We start from the raw sequence: 19,364 nt of genomic DNA, 5'->3' as shown, positions 1-19,364 counted from the left end.
GGGCCATGGCCCCGGCTGATGGACAAAAAAACCGCTGCCCGGCATGGACAGCGGTTTTTTACTTCCCTCACTGCTCAGGATGCAGCCTTGATGGCTTCCACCGGGTCGACATAGGAATAACCCAGGTCATGTGCCACGGCCTTGTAGGTGATCTTGCCGTGACAGACATTCAGCCCGTTACGCAGGTGGGCATTATCCAGCAGGGCCTGACGCCAGCCCTTGTCGGCCAGTTCCAGCGTGAAGGGCAGGGTGGCATTGTTCAGTGCCTGGGTGGAGGTGCGCGCCACGCCGCCCGGCATATTGGCAACGCAGTAGTGCACGATGCCGTCCACCACGTAGATCGGGTCCTGATGCGTGGTTGCGCGACTGGTTTCAAAACAGCCGCCCTGGTCGATGGCCACATCCACTAGCACTGCGCCGGGCTTCATATTGCCCAGCATGGCACGCGTTACCAGTTTTGGCGCAGCCGCACCCGGAATCAGCACCGCACCCACCACCATGTCCGCTTCGCGGATGGATTCATCAATATTGGCGGTATTGGACACCAGAGTCTTGATGCGTCCGCCAAACACCATGTCGATTTCTTTCAGGCGCGGCAGAGACTTGTCCAGAATGGTGACGTCAGCCCCCAGCCCGGCGGCCATGCGGGCCGCATTCAGGCCTACCACGCCACCACCAATCACCACTACGCGAGCCGGGGCCACACCGGGTACCCCGCCCAGCAATACACCACGGCCGCCCTGGGCTTTCTCCAGTGCATGGGCACCCGCCTGAATGGCCATGCGGCCAGCTACTTCCGACATCGGTGCCAGCAGCGGCAGGCCGCCACGTTCGTCGGTGACGGTTTCATAGGCAATGGCCACTGCGCCCGATTCGGTCAGCAGCTTGGTCTGCTCCGGGTCCGGCGCCAAGTGCAGGTAAGTGAACAGGATTTGTCCCGGGCGCAGCAGGCGGCATTCCACTGGCTGAGGCTCTTTCACCTTCACCACCATTTCCGCACGGGCAAAGACGTCTTCGGCAGAAGATGCAATGGACGCGCCGGACTGAATGTATTGTTCGTCAGTAAAACCGATGGCCAGGCCTGCCTGGGTCTGCACCAGTACCTTGTGGCCATGGGCAACCAGTTCGCGCACGCCAGCAGGGGTGAGACCCACGCGGTACTCGTGGTTTTTGATTTCCTTGGGTACACCGATCAACATTACCGTCTCCTTCTGTTATTGGATGGAAGCAACAGCAAACGTCACGGGCAGGGGGTGAGCAGCCGGTCCGGGCTGCCTGCACGACAAGCCGGGTTGATGGCATCCAGACTCTCCGACGGAGCCTGTGCCAAAGGCGGATTCCCAGCATTGATTGATTTGTAGTATATGGAGCGCGGCTTGGTCTTATTCACTGTTGTTGAAAAAATGGGCAGTGAAATTTACTGCATATTATGCAAAAACCAGTGATGCTATGCTGTATTTTGACCCGGCCGAAGTGGGCTGGATTCCGGTCAAATCAAGTGTTCTACCCCGGTATTTTTACTGGCGCTTAGAGTGCAATGCAGCATGAATAAGCGGGGGCCGGACAGCTCTGCCGCGGCAGCGGCCCTGCCGGGTGGAACAGCGCTGGTGATATGCGGTGCCGCCCGGATGGCAGCCTGCTTGTGCTAATTGAAACGGTAGCAGTCACCGCCGGCATGCTTGGCCAGATACATGGCCTGATCGGCTTCTTGCATCAGTGAATCTGCCGTGCTGTTCGGCCCGGCCAGGCTCAGCCCGATGGAAATGCCAACCTTGTAAGCGCAGGTGCCAATTTGCAATGGCTCCTGCATGGCCTGAATGCATTTGTCGGCCACGGTACGTACCGCTTCGCCAGCGTGTTCATCAAGATTGCACATCAGCAGGACAAATTCGTCGCCACCAATACGCGCCAGGGTATCGGTTTCGCGCACGATGGCCTGCAAGCGGGCCGTCACCATCCTCAGCGCTTCGTCTCCTGCCTCATGCCCGCTGCTGTCGTTGATCTGCTTGAAACCGTCCAGATCCATGAACAACAAGGCCAGATGGCTGCCGTGGCGGCGCGACTGTGCCAGGGCCAGTTTCAGGCGGTCTGCCAGCAGGCGGCGGTTGGGCAGGCCGGTTAGCGGGTCGTGGTGGGCAATCCGCTCCAGCTGGCCTTGTTGCTCGTGCAATTTGCCCAGCAGGCGATTGAAGGCAGCAATCAGATGGCCGACTTCATCATTGCGCCGGATCGACAAGGGAACCAGCGGCGTTTCGCCGCGTGTCATCCGCTCGGCATCTTCCGCCGCCAGAAACAGCGGGCGCAGCACGATATACATGCACAGGGTGGCCAGCATGGCAAACAACACGGTTGCGATGATGGAACCGCGCACGGCAAAGCCTTGCGCATGCCTTACCGTGGCAAAAGCTTCGCTGGCCGGTGTATACGCCACTACCAGCCAGCCGGCACTGGGGACGCTTACCGTGGTGGATACTTGCTCTTCTCCCCGCGTGTTGGTGGTGATCTCGGTGCCGTGATAGCCGCTCAGGGCTGTATCTTGCATGGGATTGACGCCGACAGGCGACAGGGGGGCCATTGCCAGCTGCTTTTGGGTATCGGCAATAAACAGCTTGTCGCGCGGCGACACCAACAGGAAACCGCCCTTGCCATTGCCGATGCGGGATTTTTGCATCACATCCAGAAAGCCGGGGGCGGATAACGGGGTGATGCCGACCAGAATGCCCGACACCTGCATATTGTGGTCAAACAGCGGGGTGGCCATCGGCAGGATGGGAATGCGCAAGGCATAGCCGGTCACCGGCTTGCCGATATAGCGTTTTCCTTGCTGGGCCGCCTGGATATAGTCGCGGTCTGCGTAACTGTGGTTCTGGCGTCCGGGTGCGGTCGGGTAGTCTGCAATTACCTTGCCTTGGGCGGTGGTGACAAACAGGCCGCCGGGAAACAGGCTCTGGTAGCGGTAGTGCTGGCGCAACCAGTCTTGCAAGGCGGCTGGCTGTTGCAGCAATTGCTGCGGCAGGTCTGTTGCCAGTTGATCGAGCAGGGCCTCGCGTTGGGTGATCTTGTCATCTATATCACGCGCGACATAGCTGGCCAGCGTTTGCTGCTGTTCCTGCACCACGGTGCTGAGGTCCTGGCGCAAAAAGCTGCCCAGTGCAAAGTAGCGCACGACCGTACCCAGGCTGACCAGGCAAACCACCATGATCACCAGTCGGGTGATGATGCTGTCAAAGATACGGCGCAGGCTCATCAGGACACAGAAGGTAAAGGAAACGGCCGGCCAGTTTAACCGACGTCATTCCTTCCGTATATCGCCAATCCCCTTTTCTTGTTATGGAATTGTCATGACCGTCGCCGCAAGATGTCAGCTCTCCTTGCTGCCTTCCGTATCCGGCTCTGCCGGGCTGCTGGCAGGTGGAATGAAAAACTGTAAGGGGTGCCGGACAAAGCGTTTGAGCAGCAAGGGCAGCAAGGGCAAGACCTGACGGCCAGAGAGCTTGCGTGAGCGTAGCGCCACCCATAAAGCCAGAATGAAGCTGACCGCCAGGTTGGTCAGGCCGATCAGCGCCACCCCGCAGGCATAGAAGGCCATTTGCCCCAGCGGCAGCTGGAAATCCAGCGTGACCAGGCCAAAAGCCAGATTGGCGGCCGAGAAAGTAATGTGCCGGATATCCAGCGACAAGCCCAGCATGATGCCGATGGTGCCGGTGAGCCCCAGAAACAGGCCGAAATAGAAGTTGCCAGCCAGCGCGCCCAGATTGTGTTCCACATAATGACCCAGTTTCCAGGCGCGGTGCTTGCCCAGCAATTTGTTCAAAAGCGGATGGTTGGCCAGACGTTCAGGAATGCGCCGGTAAATGGCCTTGTTGTCGTAATAACCGGCAATCAGCCCGGACAAGAAGAGGTAGACCCCGGCAATGCCGGCATGCAGCAGGGCCAGGCTGTGCCATGGGTCGAGGTCATGCAGCAGGTGCGCTGCTTTGTCAGTGGAAACCACAGCTACGCCAAACAAGGCCTGCCAGCCATAGGCAATCAGTCCGGCGGTGGGGATGGCCAGCAGCACATTGCCCAGAATGGCGACAAACTGGGTGCGCATGACCTTGGTGACCAGCTTGGCCAGATCGTCCAGTGCAACACGGCTGCCGCACTTCTCCTGCTGATGCAGGGCGGCGGCAATGCGCGCCGCCGTCATGGCTGGTTGCTTGGTGGCAATGGTGAAGTGCAACAGCTGCACGATGATGAAGCCAATGGCGTAGTTCATGCCATAAGCCAGCCCTTCCCACAGCAAGGGCAGGTGAGCCTGGGCCAGCAGCAGCTTGATCAGTGCCATCACGCCGACAATCAGCCCCGCGCCCATGGCGGCGCGCGCCATGCTGCCCCATTCCCGGCGTGTTTCGGCAATATAGTGCTCGCCATGGCGCCCGGCATGTTCGGTTACCTGCAAGGCCAGCAGTTCGGTATTGGATTTGAACACGTCGCTGACGCTGTATTTGCGGTTTTCTGCCCGGGCAAAGTGCAGCAGCAGGTGGAATAGCGCTGGATTGCGCGATGGGTCGTGATCCGGCTCCAGCAGGCACAGCAGGGCACGCAGCCGGTTCAGGCTTTGCAGCAGGCGCAAGGCCTGGTAAGTGAGGTTGACGGAAATGCCATTGCGTGAGGCGTTCTTGCGGATCTTGCCCAGAATCAGTTCGCATTGTTCCAGCAACACCAGAATATGCTTGTCGTCTTCTGCCGGAGCCGTGTTGCTGGCCAGTGCCTGGCGATAGCTGTCGGCATAATGCAGCACCGCGGCATTCAGATGCAGGAAGGGCGATTCAAAGCGCTCGATGTCCGGATACACCCGCACCAGCTCCGGTTCCAGGCCAATGGCGGTAACCCGTGCGCTGAGGATTTGCACCGCTTCCACCATTTGCAGGCGGGTTTGGGTCCAGCCGGTGCGGTCTTGTTCTTCATGCCAGGCCATGGCCTGCCATAGCTGCTGCCAGGTATCGTCCGGAATGCTGGCCAGCCAGACATGGTCTTTTTTCCAGCGAAACAGGCGGCCAAAGCGGTCTTGCAGTGAATCCTCGCGCAGCGGCATGGGCAATAGCCGCTCTCCCACCCGCTTGGAGAGCGTAGTGAAAAAGCCGGTATTGGTCAGGATGCCAGACTCGGTATACAGCGGAATCTGCCGGGTTTGGGTCAGTAAATCCAGCAAGGCGCTACGCAGGGCCTGGCGGTAGTCGGCGTGGTGCTCCAGCAGCCAGCTGAGCGCACGCATGTTCATCACTGCCTGTTCATATTGGTCGGCATGGCTTGGGCGCAAATGACGCACCAGCTCGGCCAGGGCTGCGCCCGGGGTGATGTTTCCCTGCTGCAGATCGAAAAACAAGGTGTCTAGCGTGGAATGTGGCAAGGTGAACAGCGCTCCGTGGTTGGTGCCAGCCAGCAGGGGGTCGTGCAGCATCAGCCCTTATGCAGGCAGCTGCCCGCCTCATGTGTTGTCGTGCAGGGCGCGCTTATGGGCAGTTGCCTGCTGGCTTGGTCTGGCAGATGGAGTTAAGAGATAAAAGCAATATCAGACAATTCTTATTCTTGTTCAGTTCAATTCCTGAGCTACTAATCCGGATTGAGAATGGAATTTCTTTGTTCAGGGTGCTGCAGCAAGACTTTGCTGAATAATGGCCTGAACTGCCTTGTGCTGCAATTTACGGCGGTTGGTAATGACGTAATAGTGTTCCTCCACCCCGCTGACCTGGCCCAGCAAACCCAGTTTGCCATTCCCGGTAATGTCATCTGCAGAAAATGCCGGTGCGGGAAACAGGCCGGCACCTTCCTCGCCAAAGGTTTGCAACAGCGCGCCATCCTTGAATTCCCCGACGACTTCCGGCCGTATGCCCAGTTCGTTCAGCCAATGTTCCAGTTGCGCCCGCAGCACATTGTCCCGGCTGGGGAGCAACAAGGGCGCACGATGCAGGCTGTGAGGAAAATCCGCCTGATAACGGGCTGCCAGTGCTGGTGTGGCGTAGATCATTACCGGGCAGCGCGCCAGCAAATGCGATTGCATGGCTTGTTGTCCGGCGGCCGGGGCCGGGCGGTCGGCCAGTACCAGATCCAGGCTGTGGCTGGCCAGTTCGTTCAGTAACTGGTCGAAAGCTCCTTCAGTGCAGTGCAGTCGCAGTCGTTGCGGCAAGGCCAGTGCCGGTTTGAGCAGACGGTAGGCAATGCTTTTGGGGAGTACATCGCTGACGCCGCTGCTCAGGCGCAGGGTGTTGTCCAGTTGTTCGTCGGCCAGCAGCTCCTGCAATTCCTCGCCCAGCTGAAAAATCCGGTCGGCATAGGTCTGTGCCATGCGTCCGGCCTCGGTCAGCACCAGGCCACGGCCTTGCTGCTTGAACAGGGCGCGGCCGATCTGCTGCTCCAGCCGTGAAATCTGACCGCTTACTGTCTGGGCGCTCATGCCCAGCTGTTGGGCGGCGGCAGTCACGCTGCCGGCGCGCGCCACAGCCCAGAAGTAATGCAAATGCTTGTAGTTGAGATGGCTGAGCATGATGATTCGAAAAAATCGTAAGGATTTTACTATTTTATTTGATTTTTTCGTGGTTCAGAAACATCTATCATGCAGCATCTGAATGTCGTGGCTACGTAAGGGATACGGGCCATCAACCAACCACCACCGAGGGGATAGATCATGAAACGCGTGATTCTGCTGATCGCCACCAATATTGCGGTGATGCTGGTGCTGAGCATCGCCGCCCAGTTACTGGGCATCAACCGCTTCATCACCGCTGGCGGCCTGAATATGGGCAGCCTGCTGGCCTTTGCCGCCCTGATGGGCTTTGGCGGTGCCTTCATTTCGCTGTGGATGTCCAAGACCATGGCCAAGTGGAGCACCGGTGCACGGGTGATTGAGCAACCTGCCAACGAAACCGAGCGCTGGCTGCTGTTTACCGTGCGCAAGCTGGCCGACCGTGCCGGTTTGCCCATGCCGGAAGTTGCTGTGTACGACGGCGAGCCGAATGCCTTTGCCACCGGTGCCAGCAAGTCCAATTCACTGGTAGCGGTATCCACCGGCTTGCTGGCCTCCATGACCGAGCAGGAAGTGGAAGCGGTATTGGCCCATGAAATTGCCCACATCCAGAATGGCGACATGGTGACGCTGACCCTGATCCAGGGCGTGGTGAATACTTTTGTCTTCTTCCTGGCCCGTGTGGTGGGCTATGTAGTGGACAACTTCCTGCGCCGTAATGATGAAGAATCGTCCAGTGGCACCGGTATCGGCTATTTCATTACCGTGATTGTGTGTGAAATCGTGTTTGGCATTCTGGCGTCTTTCATCGTGATGTACTTCTCGCGTCAGCGTGAATACCGTGCCGATGCCGGCGCAGCCAAGCTGCTGGGCAGCCCGCAGCCCATGATTGCCGCGCTGCACCGCCTGGGTGGCGTGCACGCTGGGGAATTGCCGCAGAACATGGCCGCGTCCGGTATTTCCGGTGGGGCCGGCCTGATGGGGCTGATGTCCAGCCACCCGTCGCTGGAGTCGCGTATTGCCGCCTTGCAGGCTGCGCGCTGATTCACCCGGACGGTTGCGGGAGTGAACGATGAGCAGGCCTGTCCTGCTCATCTGCGTTTTATCCGGTCGCATGCCGTCATGGCAGTGCACCATGGGGAAAGATGAAGACGATGGAATGGCTGAATCTGCTGTTTGCCGGTACGCCCTTGTGGATGTGGCTGATGTTCATGGGCATTGTGATGGCCTTGCTGGTGTTTGACCTGGGGGTGCTCAACAAAGACGACCACGAAATCGGGGTGCGTGAAAGCCTGAAACTGTCGGCCTTTTACATTGCCATGGGTCTGGTGTTTGGCGGCTGGGTGTGGTGGTATCGCGGCGGGGATGCCGGCATGCAGTACCTCACCGGCTATCTGGTGGAAAAATCGCTGTCGATGGACAACATCTTTGTGATGTCGCTGATTTTCAGCGGCATGGCAGTGCCGCGCCTGTACCAGCACCGGGTGTTGTTCTGGGGGATTCTCGGCGTCATCGTGCTGCGGGCCGCCATGATAGGCCTGGGGGCAGTGCTGGTAGCCGAATTCAAGTGGGTACTGGTGCTGTTCGGCCTGTTCCTGTTGCTGACCGGGGTCAAGATGCTGTTCAGCCAGGAAGAAAGCCACCCGTCGCTGGATGACAACAAGCTGTACCAATGGCTGCGCCGTCATCTGCGCCTGACGCCCACTTTGCATGGCCATCATTTTGTGGTGCGGGGCGAACAGCATGGGCTGAGTCGCGGCTGGTGGGCCACCCCCTTGCTGCTGACGCTATTGCTGGTGGAAAGCGCTGACCTGGTGTTTGCGGTGGACAGCATCCCGGCCATCTTTGCCATTACCCAGGACCCCTTCCTGGTGTATACCTCCAATATTTTTGCCATCCTGGGCCTGCGGGCGCTGTATTTTGCCCTGTCGGCCATGGTGCACCGCTTTGAATATCTCAAGTATTCACTGGCCATCGTCCTGGTGTTCATTGGCGTAAAAGTGGGGCTGGTCTACCTGAACGACATTCAGCTGGTGAACTTCCACATCCCCACCGGCATATCGCTGGTGGTGACGCTGGGGCTGCTGGCCGGTGGCGTGCTGTATTCGCTGTACAAGACGCGCAACGCCCCGGGTGACAGCCTGTCATAAAGACGTTCTGAGCGCGCCAACCGTGTTTGGTCATGAGCCAGGCCTGGTCTGCCAGCAGCAGCCCGGCTTTTTTCTTGTCGCCAGTCGGCTTTGCCTTTAGCATGGTTATTCTTTGGGAGATGGCATTCCTCCCGCCTGTTTGCGGCTTCCAGTCCGGAGGTGGCAGCAGCGAACCGCCCATCCGGGCTGATGATGCCTGCAGGTATCCCTGGCTGGGAGCTGCAGGTGCGTCAGTAATTTCCGGCTGGGGAGGTGATTGAGTTTTGTCATTCAGAAGAATCTTATGTCTGCCATTTCCCGTTCCGAAACACTTGCCATGCTGCCGCGCATGAGCAAGTTACTATTGCTCTCCTGCCTGGTTGCCTTGCTGGCCGGGTCCGCTTCTGCCTTCTTTTTGCACAGCCTGGTGTGGGCAACGGCAATGCGCCTCAGCCAGCCCTACTTGTTGTTTCTGCTGCCGCTGGCCGGTTTTGCCGTTGGCTGGGTATACCTGCGTTATGGCCGCCAAGTGGAGGCCGGTAACAACTTGCTGATAGACGAAATCCACGACCCCACCCGCATCGTGCCCTTGCGCATGGTGCCGCTGGTGTTGTGGGGCACCGTGATGTCCCACCTGTTTGGCGCATCGGTCGGACGTGAAGGTACTGCCGTGCAAATGGGCGGCGCACTGGCCGATCAGGTCACCCGCGTGCTGGGCTTGGGTAATGCGGACCGGCGCATCCTGCTGATCTGCGGCATTGCCGCCGGTTTTGCCTCGGTGTTTGGCACCCCGCTGGCCGGTGCGGTGTTTGCGCTGGAAGTACTGGCCATCGGCCGCATGCGTTATGACGCGCTGTTTCCTTGTCTGCTGGCGGCCATTGTGGCCGATCAGGTGGGTCTGGGCTGGGGCGTGCAGCATACCCATTACGCCATCAGCCAGTTTCCCGTGCTCAGTGCCTGGACCTTGCTGGCCACGCTGGTGGCCGGGGCGCTGTTCGGCCTGGTGGGCAAGTTGTTTGCCAACAGCACCCATGCCTTGTCGGCGCAGATCAAGCGCCATGTGCCCTATGCGCCGCTGCGGCCCTTGCTGGGTGGTGTGTTGCTGGTGGCCATCGTCTGGCCCACGGGGGCCGAGCGCTTTATCGGGCTGGGTATCCCCACCATTGTGGGCGCATTCACGCAGCCACTACCTGCTTATGACTTTGCCGCCAAACTGGGCCTCACCGTGCTGTCACTGGCCAGCGGTTTCAAGGGGGGCGAAGTCACGCCGCTGTTTTTTATCGGGGCCACGCTGGGGAATGCCTTGTCCCCCTTGTTGCACCTGCCGTTTTCCTTGCTGGCCGGACTGGGCTTTGTCGCAGTGTTTGCCGGTGCGGCCAATACGCCGCTGGCTTCCACCATCATGGCGATGGAGCTGTTTGGCAGTGAGGTGGGCATCTACGCTGCACTGGCCTGCGTGGCCAGTTACATGTTCTCCGGCCATACCGGCATTTATCGTTCGCAACGCATCGCCCATGGCAAGCACCGCCCGTTTCCGCGCGGGCTGAAACTGAGTGAACTGGCGGCATGGCGGCGTCGGCAAGAGTAAGCGCCGCTGACAAAAAACCTGCGCTTGCATTGTGCCTTCCGGCCGTATCCTTGTACTGTCGGTCTCGACGCGTCTTGCCCCAGGGACGCTACGCTTTTTTGTTAGCCGCTCTGAGTCTGGCAGGGTGGTTTGTCCTGTTTTTCACGCCAGTCTGGCTGTCCGATTGGGTAGAAAATTTCACTGGTGAAATTAAATATTCATCCATGAAATTGCTTTGACCTGCGGACAGCCGGCTGGTCTGATAGTGCCAATACTCTAGTCGAGGAGTTTGGCCCCATGCAGTGCTATCAGAATTTCATCAATAACGGCTTTGTCGCTTCCGAGGGCGATGCCGTGTTCACCGTGCTGGACCCTGCCACCGGCCAGCCCTACGCACAGGTGCCTGCCGCTACCACTGCCGAGGCCTTGCGTGCCGTCGAGGCCGCTACCACTGCACAAAAGCCCTGGGCGGCACTGCCCGCCTGCGAGCGTGGCCGGTATCTGCACCAGCTGGCTGCTGCCTTGCAGGCCAGAGCCGGTCAGATCGGTGCCGTTCTGGCGCGCGAATCTGGCAAAAGCCTGAGTGATGCCACCAGTGAGGCAATCTATGCCGCAGAAATCACGCGCTACCATGCCGAATGGGCCAGGCGTATCGAAGGGGAGGTCATTCCCAGTGACAACCCGCAGGAAAACCTGCTGCTGATGCGTGAGGCCATCGGCGTAGTGGCCTGCCTCATTCCGTTCAACTTTCCTGTCTACACCTTGCTGCGCAAGATTGCCCCGGCATTGATCACCGGCAATACCGTGGTGGTGCGCCCCAGCAATAACACCCCTTGCTCAGCTTTTGAAATCGCTCAGGCTGTACTGGATGCCGGTTTGCCCGCCGGGGTGGTGAATATCCTGACCATGAGCCATGTGGTGGCCGAAACCGTGTGCACCCATCCCCGTGTGGGCATGATCACCCTCACCGGCAGCGTGGGCGCAGGGCGCAAGGTGCTGGAGTACTCGCGGGTGAATATCGCCAAGTCATCGCTGGAGCTGGGCGGGAAAACCCCGGCCATCATCGAGGCCGATGCCAACCTGGTACAGGCTGCCAACGATATCGTGGCGTCAGCCCTCAGCCATTGCGGGCAGTTGTGTACCTCGGTGGAGCGGGTGTATGTGCAGGAAAGCGTGTACGAAGACTTTGTCCGCTTGCTCAAGGAGCGCTTTGCCGCCCGCCAGTACGGCAACCGTGCCAGTCATCCCAACTACATGGGGCCGCTGGTCAATGCCACTACCCGCTTGAATATCCACCAGATGGTGGCGCGTGCAGTGGACGATGGTGCGGTACTGGAAACCGGTGGTTTCATTCCTGAAGGCCCTGGTTATTTTTATCCCCCCACCTTGCTGACCGCTTGCCGCCAGGACATGGAAATCGTGCAGGAAGAAATTTTTGGCCCGGTGCTGTGCGTGCTGCAATACCGCACAGTGGACGAAGCGCTGCAGATGGCCAACGATCACCAGTTTGGCCTGGCCTCGGTGCTGTACAGCGAAAACTATCGGACGGCCATGCGCTTTGCCAATCATATCGAAGCTGGTGAACTGTATGTCAACCGCACCCCGGCCGACCCCTATCAGGGCTATCACTCCGGCTGGAAACGCTCGGGCCTGGGGGGAGACGATGGCAAGCACGGCATGCTGGAGTTCACACAAACCCGCCTGGTGGTATTGAAATACTGAGCAGTGCGGTTGCCTGACCCGGATTAAGACCCGCTGACAAAACCCCCGTGCCTGCCTTACCCCTCCTTGCCGTACTTCTTGTACTGTCTGCGTCGGCGCGCCTTGGCTCGGGGTTCTCTACCAGGTTTTGTTAGCGACGCTAAACAACAAGTCTGCACACGACAGGATGGCCAGCGATAAGGCCGCATTCAAGCCCTGCGGTGCAGCAGGAGACACCATCAAGATGAATCATGCTGACTCGATGGCGGCAGCATTGCCGCTGCCTGCCCACAAGCGTTTGCGCTATTTCCAGTTTGGCCTGTTATTGCTGGCGGCGGGTGCGATCTATCCCTTGCTGTATTTGCGGCAGAATTTTGAAACCACCATTTTGCAAAGCTTCCATATCACCAGCGGCGATCTGGGGGTGTTTTATTCCATGCTGGGCGTGGTGTATGCCGTCAGCTATTTGCCCAGTGGCTGGCTGGCCGACCGCTTTCCCCCGCGCTTGCTGATTGCCTTTTCCTTGTCGGTAGTGGGCGGGCTGGGGTTGTGGTTTGCCACTTTCCCGGCATACCAGGCACTGGAAATCATCTTCATCGGCTGGGGACTGGCCGCCGGACTAACCTTCTGGGCGGCCTTGCTCAAAGGGGTGAAGATGCTGGCCAGTGCCAACGAGCAAGGCCGCTTCTTCGGCATTCTGGATGGTGGACGCGGTCTGGTGGAGGCCATTCTGGCATCCATTGCACTGGCCATTTTTGCCTTTCATGTGGAGCGGGGCGAGGATAGCCGGCTGGCCTTGCAGCAGGTGATTTACCTGTATTCCTTTACCTGTCTGGCTATTGCCGTACTGATTCTGCTGTTTCTGGACAAGGGCGTGGCAGAGCGTGATAACGGGGCTGAGCGCCAAAGCAGTGTATTCACTGATTTGCGGCTATTGCTGGCCATACCGCAAGTCTGGCTGCTGGCGCTGATCATCTTTTGCGGTTACCAGCTGTACTGGGCAACGTATTCCTTTTCAGCCTATTTGCAGCAGGGCTATGGCATGAGTGCCGTGGCTGCCGGTTTCATCACCGTCACCAAATTGTGGATGCGCCCGATTGGCGGTGTGGGTGGTGGTTTTCTGGGTGACCGTTTTTCCAAGGAAGGGGTATTGGGCCTGACCATGTTGCTTGCCTCGCTCAGCCTGTTCGGCCTGATCTTTTTCCCCGCCAGCGCAGGTATTTATTTCTTGCTGGCGCTGGTGTTGCTGCTAGGGGTGCTCACCTACGCCATTCGCGGTTTGTACTGGTCCTTGCTGGATGCCTGCCGGGTGCCGCTTTCCGTTACCGGCCTCGCCATTGGTCTGATTTCGGTCATCGGCTATTTGCCGGACATTTTCCTGCCCATGATCAACGCGGCATTTGCCACGCATTATCCCGGTATCGATAGCTACCGATTCTATTTTGCATATATCGCCTGCTGCGGCCTGATGGGCACTGTTGCAGTGTTTACCTTCAACTATCTGAATAAACAACGGGAGTCTGCGTGATGAAAATCGTCTCCATGGAAACGCATGTTGTCGCGGTGCCGCCGCCTCATGTTGGTGGCATGTACTGGATTTTTGTCACCCTGAAAACCGACTGCGGTATTCAGGGCGTGGGGGAGGTGTATGCGGCGACTTTTCATCCACGGGTGATGGTGCCGGCCATTCAGGATGTGTTCGAACGCTATTTGCTGGACCACGAGCCGCACCAGGTGGAGCGCTTTTACCGTGAGTGCTATTCCAGCGGTTTCACCCAACGGCCTGATCTTTCCATGATGGGCATTGTCAGTGGTCTGGAAATGGCCTGCTGGGACATCATCGGCAAGGCGGCCAATCAGCCGGTTTACCAGTTGATTGGCGGCAAGGTGAATGAGCGCCTGCGCTCCTATACCTATCTCTACCCCCAAAATGCCCAGGGACAGTACGACTATGATGATCCGGATCTGGCCGCTGAATGTGCCGCACAGTACATGCAGCAAGGTTTTACCGCGCTGAAGTTTGACCCGGCCGGGCCTTATACCGCGTATTCCGGCCACCACCTGTCACTGGAGGTGATGGATCAATGCGAAACCTTCTGCCGCAAGATTCGCGAGGCGGTGGGTAGCCAGTGTGATTTGTTATTCGGCACTCATGGCCAGATGACGCCTGCGTCTGCCATCCGTCTGGCAAAAAGGCTGGAAAAATACGACCCGCTCTGGTTTGAGGAACCGGTGCCGCCCGGCCAGGCCGATGCCATGGCGCAAGTGGCACGTGCCACCAGCATTCCTATTGCCACGGGTGAGCGGCTGACCACCAAGTATGAATTCCACGAACTGCTGCAAAAAGGAGCCGCCGCCATTTTGCAGATGAATCTGGGCCGGGTGGGCGGCATTCTGGAAGCCAAGAAAATTGCCGGTATGGCCGAGTGCCATTACGTCCAGATTGCCCCGCATCTGTACAACGGGCCTGTTGGTGCGGCGGCCAGCATACAGCTGGCGGCAGCCACGCCCAACTTCCTGATTCAGGAAAGCATCATGACCTGGGGCGGCTTCCATTCCCAGGTGCTCAAGCAGCCTATCCGCTGGGAGGAGGGCTTCATCATTCCGCCCACCGCGCCGGGACTGGGGGTGGAGTTGAACATGGAGGTGGTCAACGCGCATTCGCCTTATGCAGGCGAACGTCTGCACCTGTTGATGGACCCCAAGCCGTTTGATGTGCGGACGCAGTCATCCGATGCCTGGAAGAACCGCTGGAATAATGACGAGGCCCTATGAACCAGTATGATTTCATCATTATCGGGGCGGGCTCTGCCGGCTGCATCCTGGCCAGCCGCCTGAGTGAGTCCGGCCAGTACCGGGTGCTGTTGCTGGAGGCGGGCGGCAAGGACGATTCCTTCTGGTTCCGCCTGCCGGTGGGGTATGTGAAGAACTATTACAACCCGCAAACCAACTGGATGTATTACACCCAGCCGGAGGCCAATCTGGCCGGGCGCAAGCTGTATGCGCCGCGCGGTAAGGTACTGGGTGGCTCCGGTGCCATCAATGCCATGATTTACGTGCGCGGCCAGCCGGCAGATTTTAATGACTGGGAAGCCGCGGGCAATCCGGGCTGGGGCTATCGCGATGTGTTGCCCTACTTCAAGAAGCTGGAAAACCATGCGGGGGGAGCCAATCCCTGGCGGGGTGACAAGGGATTGATCGGCATTACGCCAATGCGGGATCAGGCTCACCCCATTTGCCAGAATTTTCTGGAGGCCTGCCAGCAGCTTGGTTTGCCGCTGAACGAGGATTTCAATGCCGCCAGCTTTGAAGGGGCGGGCATTTATGAAGCCAATATCCGGCATGGCGAACGTTCATCCAGTGGTACTGCCTATTTGCACCCGGCCATGGAACGCGCCAATCTGACCGTGGAAACCCATTGTCAGGCACAAGCCATCCTGTTTGACGAGGCAGGGCGGGCCAATGGGGTTGAAGTCAGGCAGAACGGCGTGGCACGCCGGTTTTCGGCCAGCAAGGAAGTCATTGTGGCCGCCGGGGCGGTGGATTCCCCCAAGCTGTTGCAATTGTCCGGCATAGGCGACGCCGCCTTGCTGCAAGAGCTGGGCATTCCCTTGCGTCAGCACTTGCCGGCGGTGGGGCAGAATCTGCAAGACCATCTGTGTGTGTCGTTTTACTACCGCGCCAATTGCAAGACGCTGAACGATGAGCTGGGCAGCCTGTGGGGGCAGGGCATGGCGGCGCTGCGCTATGCCTTCACCCGCAAGGGGCCGCTCGCGCTGAGCGTGAATCAGGCTGGCGGCTTCTTTCGGGGCAGTCGTGAAGAACAACAGGCCAACTTGCAGCTGTATTTCAACCCGCTGTCCTACAGCATTCCCAAGGATGCCAAGGCGGCACTCAAGCCAGAACCTTATTCCGGCTTTCTGGTGTGCTTCAATCCCTGCCGTCCCAGCAGTCGTGGCACAGTGAGCATCAGCAGCAAAGACCCGGCTGTGCCGGCCAGCATACGGCCTAACTACCTGTCCACCGACAAGGACAGACGCGAGGCGGTGCAGGGCAGTCGCTTCATCCGGCGTCTGATGCAGGCCGAGGCCTTGCGCCGGATTACGGTGGAGGAGGTTACTCCAGCTGGCCGGGTGGATGACGATGACAGCATGTTGCGTTTCTTCCGCGAGGAGTCCGGCTCCATTTATCATCTGTGCGGCAGTTGCGCCATGGGGCCGGACCCGGCCACTGCGGTGGTTTCCCACCGCTTGCAAGTGCATGGTGTGGCTGGCCTGCGGGTGGTGGATGCTTCGGTCTTTCCCAACATCACCTCGGGCAATACCAATGCGCCGGTGATGATGGTGGCGGAGAAGGCGGCGGACATGATTCTGCAAGACTGGCGCTGACCGCAGCTAACAGCTGCGCACACACAGCCTGTTGCAGTGTGTACAGCTTGTGCTGTCTGCGACGGCGCTGGGTGGTTTTGTCAGCCACAGCAAGGCCCTGGCTGGCCATGCTTAACACTCCCGCCCGGGTTGGCTCGCTGCTGCGGGCCACTCGGGCTTTGTCACAGGACTCGTATCTTGTCTGAACGACCAACCACGCCTGCTGTTGACAGCGCCATCGCCATTTTGCAGTTGCTGGTGAATGCCTCCTACCCGCTGACTCAGGCCGAAATCAGCAGCCAGACCGGCATTCCGGCGGCCAGCTGTTATCGCATTCTGGGCAGCCTGTTGCAGGCTCAGCTGATTGTGATGGACCCGGGGCGCAAGAAGGCTTACGGCATCGGCTCGAAGATCTTCCAGATGGCCTCTACCATTTATGGTCGGCAAAGCATCATTCCGTATTTCCATCCGATTGCGGAAATTCTCAAGAATGAAGTTCACAAAACCGTGTTGCTCAGCATTCCGGTGGGCAATACCGTGGTGGTGGTGGCCAGGCTGGAGGCTACACTCAGCAACCATTTTCATTCTTATATCGGCCAGACGCTGCCCTTGCACCGGGCGGCGGCGGGCAAGGCCATTTTGAGCCTGCGCAGCAAGGAATACCTGCAGCATTATCTGGCGGGCGAGCATCTGGCCGCGACACCGGAGCTGGACAGCCAGCTGGAGCGGGCACGGCGTCTGGGCTATGCCCTCACCCATGGCGAGATCGAAAAAGGGGTCAGCTGTCTGGCCGCGCCGGTGGTGAACCTGAGCCATGAGCCGATTGCCGCCATCAGCATCTGTGTGGGCAGCGAAGAATTGAGCGAACAGGCCAGTCGCAGTTATTCCAGCCCGCTGATACAGGCAGCCAGGCAACTGGCGGCGCGCATAGGCTGAAGCCTGGCTGTCAGGCCGAGGTGAAATAGCCCTCCGGCCCATCGGCCAGGGTGCTGGAGATGATGCGCAGCCCCTGTTCCATCTGCAAGGGGTCGACCGTGCCACTCAGGCAGATGCGCACCGCATGCGGCGGAGCGGTGCGGCCCACGGTAAAGGCATCGCCCAGCTTGATGGCCACCTTGCGTCGCCGCAGCATGGTGCCGAATTCGGTGCCGCGCCACGGTGCCGGCAGATACAGCCACACATGCGGGCTGCCCGGATGGCTGAGCATGGGGTAGCCCTGCAACAGCGGCTCGGCCAGCTGACGGCGATGGGCGATATCCAGCCGCTGGGCGTGCAGCAATTGCTGCAATACCCCGTTTTCCATCCAGCGACAGGCAATTTCCACGGTCAACGGTGTTGCCATCCAGCAATTGGCACGAATGATGGCAGCCAGCTTGCCCGACCATGCGCGTGGTGCCTGCACCATGCCAACCCGCAGGCCGGGGGAGACCGACTTGGACAGGCTGCAGACAAAAAACACCTGTTCGGGCAGCAAGGCTGCCAGGGCGGGAGGCGGCTCCGCCAGGATGGCTGCCGGTGTCGCGTCTTCGATGATGTGCAAATGCTGGCGGCGTGCAATCTCGACAATCTGCTGCCGTCTGCTTTCGCTCATGGTGGCGGTAGTGGGGTTGTGCAGGGTGGGCACGCAGAACAACAGCCGTGCATTGAAGGCACGACACATCTGTTCCAGTGACTCGGGTACCAGGCCTTCGTCATCCACGTCCACGCAAATCAGTTGCAGCCGCATTTGCTGTGCCAGTGCCACGATGCCCGGGTAGCTCAGTGCTTCGCATAACACGGCATCACCCGGCATGGTGAGAATCCGGAACAGGCAAGCCAGGGCGTGCTGCGCACCATTGGTGATGGCGACCCGGTCCGCCTCGCCAGAGAGGCCGAAACGGCGCAGCCAGCCGGCAATGGCAAGCCGCTGCCAGGGGTGGCCGCATTCCGGCTGGTAGTCCAGCACCCGTCGTTGGGCCGCCTGATCCTGGCTGATTTCCAGCAGGGTTTGGGCCAGGGCCTGGTCTTGTCCTACCGGCACAATCACGTTTTGCCCCAGGTCTATCAGTGTGCTGTCTGGCTCTTGGGCCAGGGCCTGGGGCAGTTCATTGCTGACCTGGCGTGCCAGCACATAGGTACCGTCGCCAATACGCGACATCACCCGTCCCTGTTCTTCCAGCCTGGCATAAGCCCGGCTGATGGTCCCCACGGTCACGCGCAAGGCACTGGCCAGCGTGCGGTGTGCCGGCAGCTTTTCCCCCACCACCACCTGGCCGCCATCCATCACCGCGCCGATGGCATCTGCTATCGCCTGATAGCGAGGCTGCGCGCAGGTTTCCAGGTCAGGAAGCCAGCTTTTGATGCGCAGTACCAGGTCCATGATTTCCTCGTGATGGCGCGATGCGCCGTGATGGGCGAGTGGCCATGGTAACAGCGGCTGCCGCTGCATTGTATGCAGTCATTTACTCGAATTGACTGCATTGTGGTGTGGCAATTAGAGCGATTACTCTGCGGCAAGCCAAGGCAATGTCTCCCCTGACAGCCGCAGGGTACGCGGCCTTGCCTGCCTGCTTCCTAACCCTGTAATTCCCACTCCCTGAGGAGAGTCAGCATCATGCACATCGGAGAATCCTTTGTCGGCAGCGGTCCCAATGCAGCACACATCAATGTCCTGATCGGCCCGCGCAACGGACCGGTCGGTTTGTCTCTGGCCAATAGCCTGGCTGCACCACGGCTGGGTTACATCCCCTTCATGACCTGCCTGCAACCCAATGTGCCGGTGAAGCCCGCCACCCTGTTTGTGGCCAAGGCCGATCTGCGCGGCGAAACGCACGAAACCATGACCTGGGGCCCCGCCCAGGCCGGTGTGGCCAAAGGGGTGCAGGAATGCCTGCTGGATGGAACCTTGCCGCCGGAAGCGGAAAACGACTGGGCCGTAGTGGCGGCGGTGTGGGTGAGCTGGGGAGCGGACAATGCCCGTCAGGTTTTTGCCAACAATCTGCAAGCCACGCGTGAAGCCATTCAGCGTGCCATGGCTAATCTGCCCACCTTGCAGCAAGTGACGCAGGCCTGCGCCCAGCCGTCCAATCCCTTCTTCGACAGTGCAGCCTGAGGTG

At 59.4% G+C, this 19,364-nt stretch carries 14 protein-coding genes and 1 riboswitch; of the genes, 9 read left to right on the top strand and 5 right to left on the bottom strand.

Going from position 1 to position 19,364, the window contains the following annotated elements; all coding sequences use genetic code 11:
- Positions 1–74: 74 nt before the first annotated feature.
- The 4 genes from ald to nhaR form a co-directional block, all read right to left on the bottom strand.
- Positions 75–1,199, bottom strand: a complete 1,125-nt coding sequence (ald, locus tag HWX34_RS00540) for an alanine dehydrogenase (RefSeq protein WP_178970488.1) — start codon at positions 1,197–1,199, stop codon at positions 75–77.
- Positions 1,200–1,645: 446 nt separating this feature from the next.
- Positions 1,646–3,247, bottom strand: a complete 1,602-nt coding sequence (locus HWX34_RS00535; protein ID WP_178970487.1) for a sensor domain-containing diguanylate cyclase — start codon at positions 3,245–3,247, stop codon at positions 1,646–1,648.
- Between the two features lie 114 nt (positions 3,248–3,361).
- On the bottom strand, positions 3,362–5,443 hold the full coding sequence (locus HWX34_RS00530; RefSeq protein ID WP_178970486.1) for a site-specific recombinase: 2,082 nt from the start codon (positions 5,441–5,443) through the stop codon (positions 3,362–3,364).
- Positions 5,444–5,626: 183 nt separating this feature from the next.
- Positions 5,627–6,526 (bottom strand): transcriptional activator NhaR, encoded by a 900-nt coding sequence (nhaR, locus tag HWX34_RS00525; protein WP_178970485.1) that lies wholly within the window; start codon positions 6,524–6,526, stop codon positions 5,627–5,629.
- Between the two features lie 141 nt (positions 6,527–6,667).
- On the opposite strand from nhaR, the gene htpX reads away from it, so the two are divergent.
- The 8 genes from htpX (at position 6,668) to HWX34_RS00485 (ending at position 17,205) form a co-directional block, all read left to right on the top strand.
- A complete protein-coding gene (htpX, locus tag HWX34_RS00520; protein WP_178970484.1) occupies positions 6,668–7,549 on the top strand; it encodes a protease HtpX in 882 nt (293 codons plus the stop codon).
- Between the two features lie 101 nt (positions 7,550–7,650).
- Positions 7,651–8,655 carry a TerC family protein gene (locus HWX34_RS00515; protein WP_255496509.1) on the top strand — a complete coding sequence of 335 codons (1,005 nt, stop codon included), beginning with the start codon at positions 7,651–7,653 and terminating at the stop codon, positions 8,653–8,655.
- A gap of 106 nt (positions 8,656–8,761) precedes the next feature.
- Positions 8,762–8,861: riboswitch (Fluoride riboswitch) on the top strand.
- A 77-nt stretch (positions 8,862–8,938) separates the two neighbouring features.
- Positions 8,939–10,222 (top strand): voltage-gated chloride channel family protein, encoded by a 1,284-nt coding sequence (locus tag HWX34_RS00510; protein ID WP_178970483.1) that lies wholly within the window; start codon positions 8,939–8,941, stop codon positions 10,220–10,222.
- Positions 10,223–10,498: 276 nt separating this feature from the next.
- Positions 10,499–11,923: an aldehyde dehydrogenase gene (aldA, locus tag HWX34_RS00505; protein WP_178970482.1), complete on the top strand. Its 1,425-nt coding sequence runs from the start codon at positions 10,499–10,501 to the stop codon at positions 11,921–11,923.
- 223 nt (positions 11,924–12,146) lie between these two features.
- Complete coding sequence (locus tag HWX34_RS00500) at positions 12,147–13,430, top strand: nitrate/nitrite transporter (protein WP_178970481.1); 1,284 nt, start codon at positions 12,147–12,149, stop codon at positions 13,428–13,430.
- Positions 13,430–14,677, top strand: a complete 1,248-nt coding sequence (locus HWX34_RS00495) for a mandelate racemase/muconate lactonizing enzyme family protein (protein ID WP_178970480.1) — start codon at positions 13,430–13,432, stop codon at positions 14,675–14,677. The genes HWX34_RS00500 and HWX34_RS00495 overlap by 1 nt, the downstream gene beginning before the upstream one ends.
- On the top strand, positions 14,674–16,290 hold the full coding sequence (locus HWX34_RS00490) for a GMC family oxidoreductase (RefSeq protein WP_178970479.1): 1,617 nt from the start codon (positions 14,674–14,676) through the stop codon (positions 16,288–16,290). The genes HWX34_RS00495 and HWX34_RS00490 overlap by 4 nt, the downstream gene beginning before the upstream one ends.
- Positions 16,291–16,467: 177 nt before the next feature.
- A complete protein-coding gene (locus HWX34_RS00485; RefSeq protein ID WP_218644998.1) occupies positions 16,468–17,205 on the top strand; it encodes an IclR family transcriptional regulator in 738 nt (245 codons plus the stop codon).
- Positions 17,206–17,215: 10 nt separating this feature from the next.
- Here HWX34_RS00485 and HWX34_RS00480 read toward each other — a convergent pair whose 3' ends face one another.
- On the bottom strand, positions 17,216–18,628 hold the full coding sequence (locus HWX34_RS00480) for a PLP-dependent aminotransferase family protein (protein WP_218644997.1): 1,413 nt from the start codon (positions 18,626–18,628) through the stop codon (positions 17,216–17,218).
- 234 nt (positions 18,629–18,862) lie between these two features.
- Here HWX34_RS00480 and fae point away from each other — a divergent pair, with 234 nt between their 5' ends.
- Positions 18,863–19,360, top strand: a complete 498-nt coding sequence (fae, locus tag HWX34_RS00475; protein ID WP_178970478.1) for a formaldehyde-activating enzyme — start codon at positions 18,863–18,865, stop codon at positions 19,358–19,360.
- Positions 19,361–19,364: the final 4 nt, after the last annotated feature.

The organism is Aquitalea sp. LB_tupeE (assembly GCF_013391415.1).
GTDB lineage: Bacteria > Pseudomonadota > Gammaproteobacteria > Burkholderiales > Chromobacteriaceae > Aquitalea.
This window is presented reverse-complemented; position numbering and strand designations above follow the sequence as displayed.

Coding starts and splice junctions, on each gene's coding strand:
- fae (WP_178970478.1), top strand. CDS start 18,863: ATGCACATCGGAGAATCCTTTGTCGGCAGCGGTCCCAATGCAGCACAC.
- nhaR (WP_178970485.1), bottom strand. CDS start 6,526: ATGCTCAGCCATCTCAACTACAAGCATTTGCATTACTTCTGGGCTGTG.
- aldA (WP_178970482.1), top strand. CDS start 10,499: ATGCAGTGCTATCAGAATTTCATCAATAACGGCTTTGTCGCTTCCGAG.
- HWX34_RS00495 (WP_178970480.1), top strand. CDS start 13,430: ATGAAAATCGTCTCCATGGAAACGCATGTTGTCGCGGTGCCGCCGCCT.
- HWX34_RS00490 (WP_178970479.1), top strand. CDS start 14,674: ATGAACCAGTATGATTTCATCATTATCGGGGCGGGCTCTGCCGGCTGC.
- HWX34_RS00510 (WP_178970483.1), top strand. CDS start 8,939: ATGTCTGCCATTTCCCGTTCCGAAACACTTGCCATGCTGCCGCGCATG.
- HWX34_RS00530 (WP_178970486.1), bottom strand. CDS start 5,443: ATGCTGCACGACCCCCTGCTGGCTGGCACCAACCACGGAGCGCTGTTC.
- HWX34_RS00515 (WP_255496509.1), top strand. CDS start 7,651: ATGAAGACGATGGAATGGCTGAATCTGCTGTTTGCCGGTACGCCCTTG.
- HWX34_RS00480 (WP_218644997.1), bottom strand. CDS start 18,628: ATGGACCTGGTACTGCGCATCAAAAGCTGGCTTCCTGACCTGGAAACC.
- htpX (WP_178970484.1), top strand. CDS start 6,668: ATGAAACGCGTGATTCTGCTGATCGCCACCAATATTGCGGTGATGCTG.
- HWX34_RS00535 (WP_178970487.1), bottom strand. CDS start 3,247: ATGAGCCTGCGCCGTATCTTTGACAGCATCATCACCCGACTGGTGATC.
- HWX34_RS00500 (WP_178970481.1), top strand. CDS start 12,147: ATGAATCATGCTGACTCGATGGCGGCAGCATTGCCGCTGCCTGCCCAC.
- ald (WP_178970488.1), bottom strand. CDS start 1,199: ATGTTGATCGGTGTACCCAAGGAAATCAAAAACCACGAGTACCGCGTG.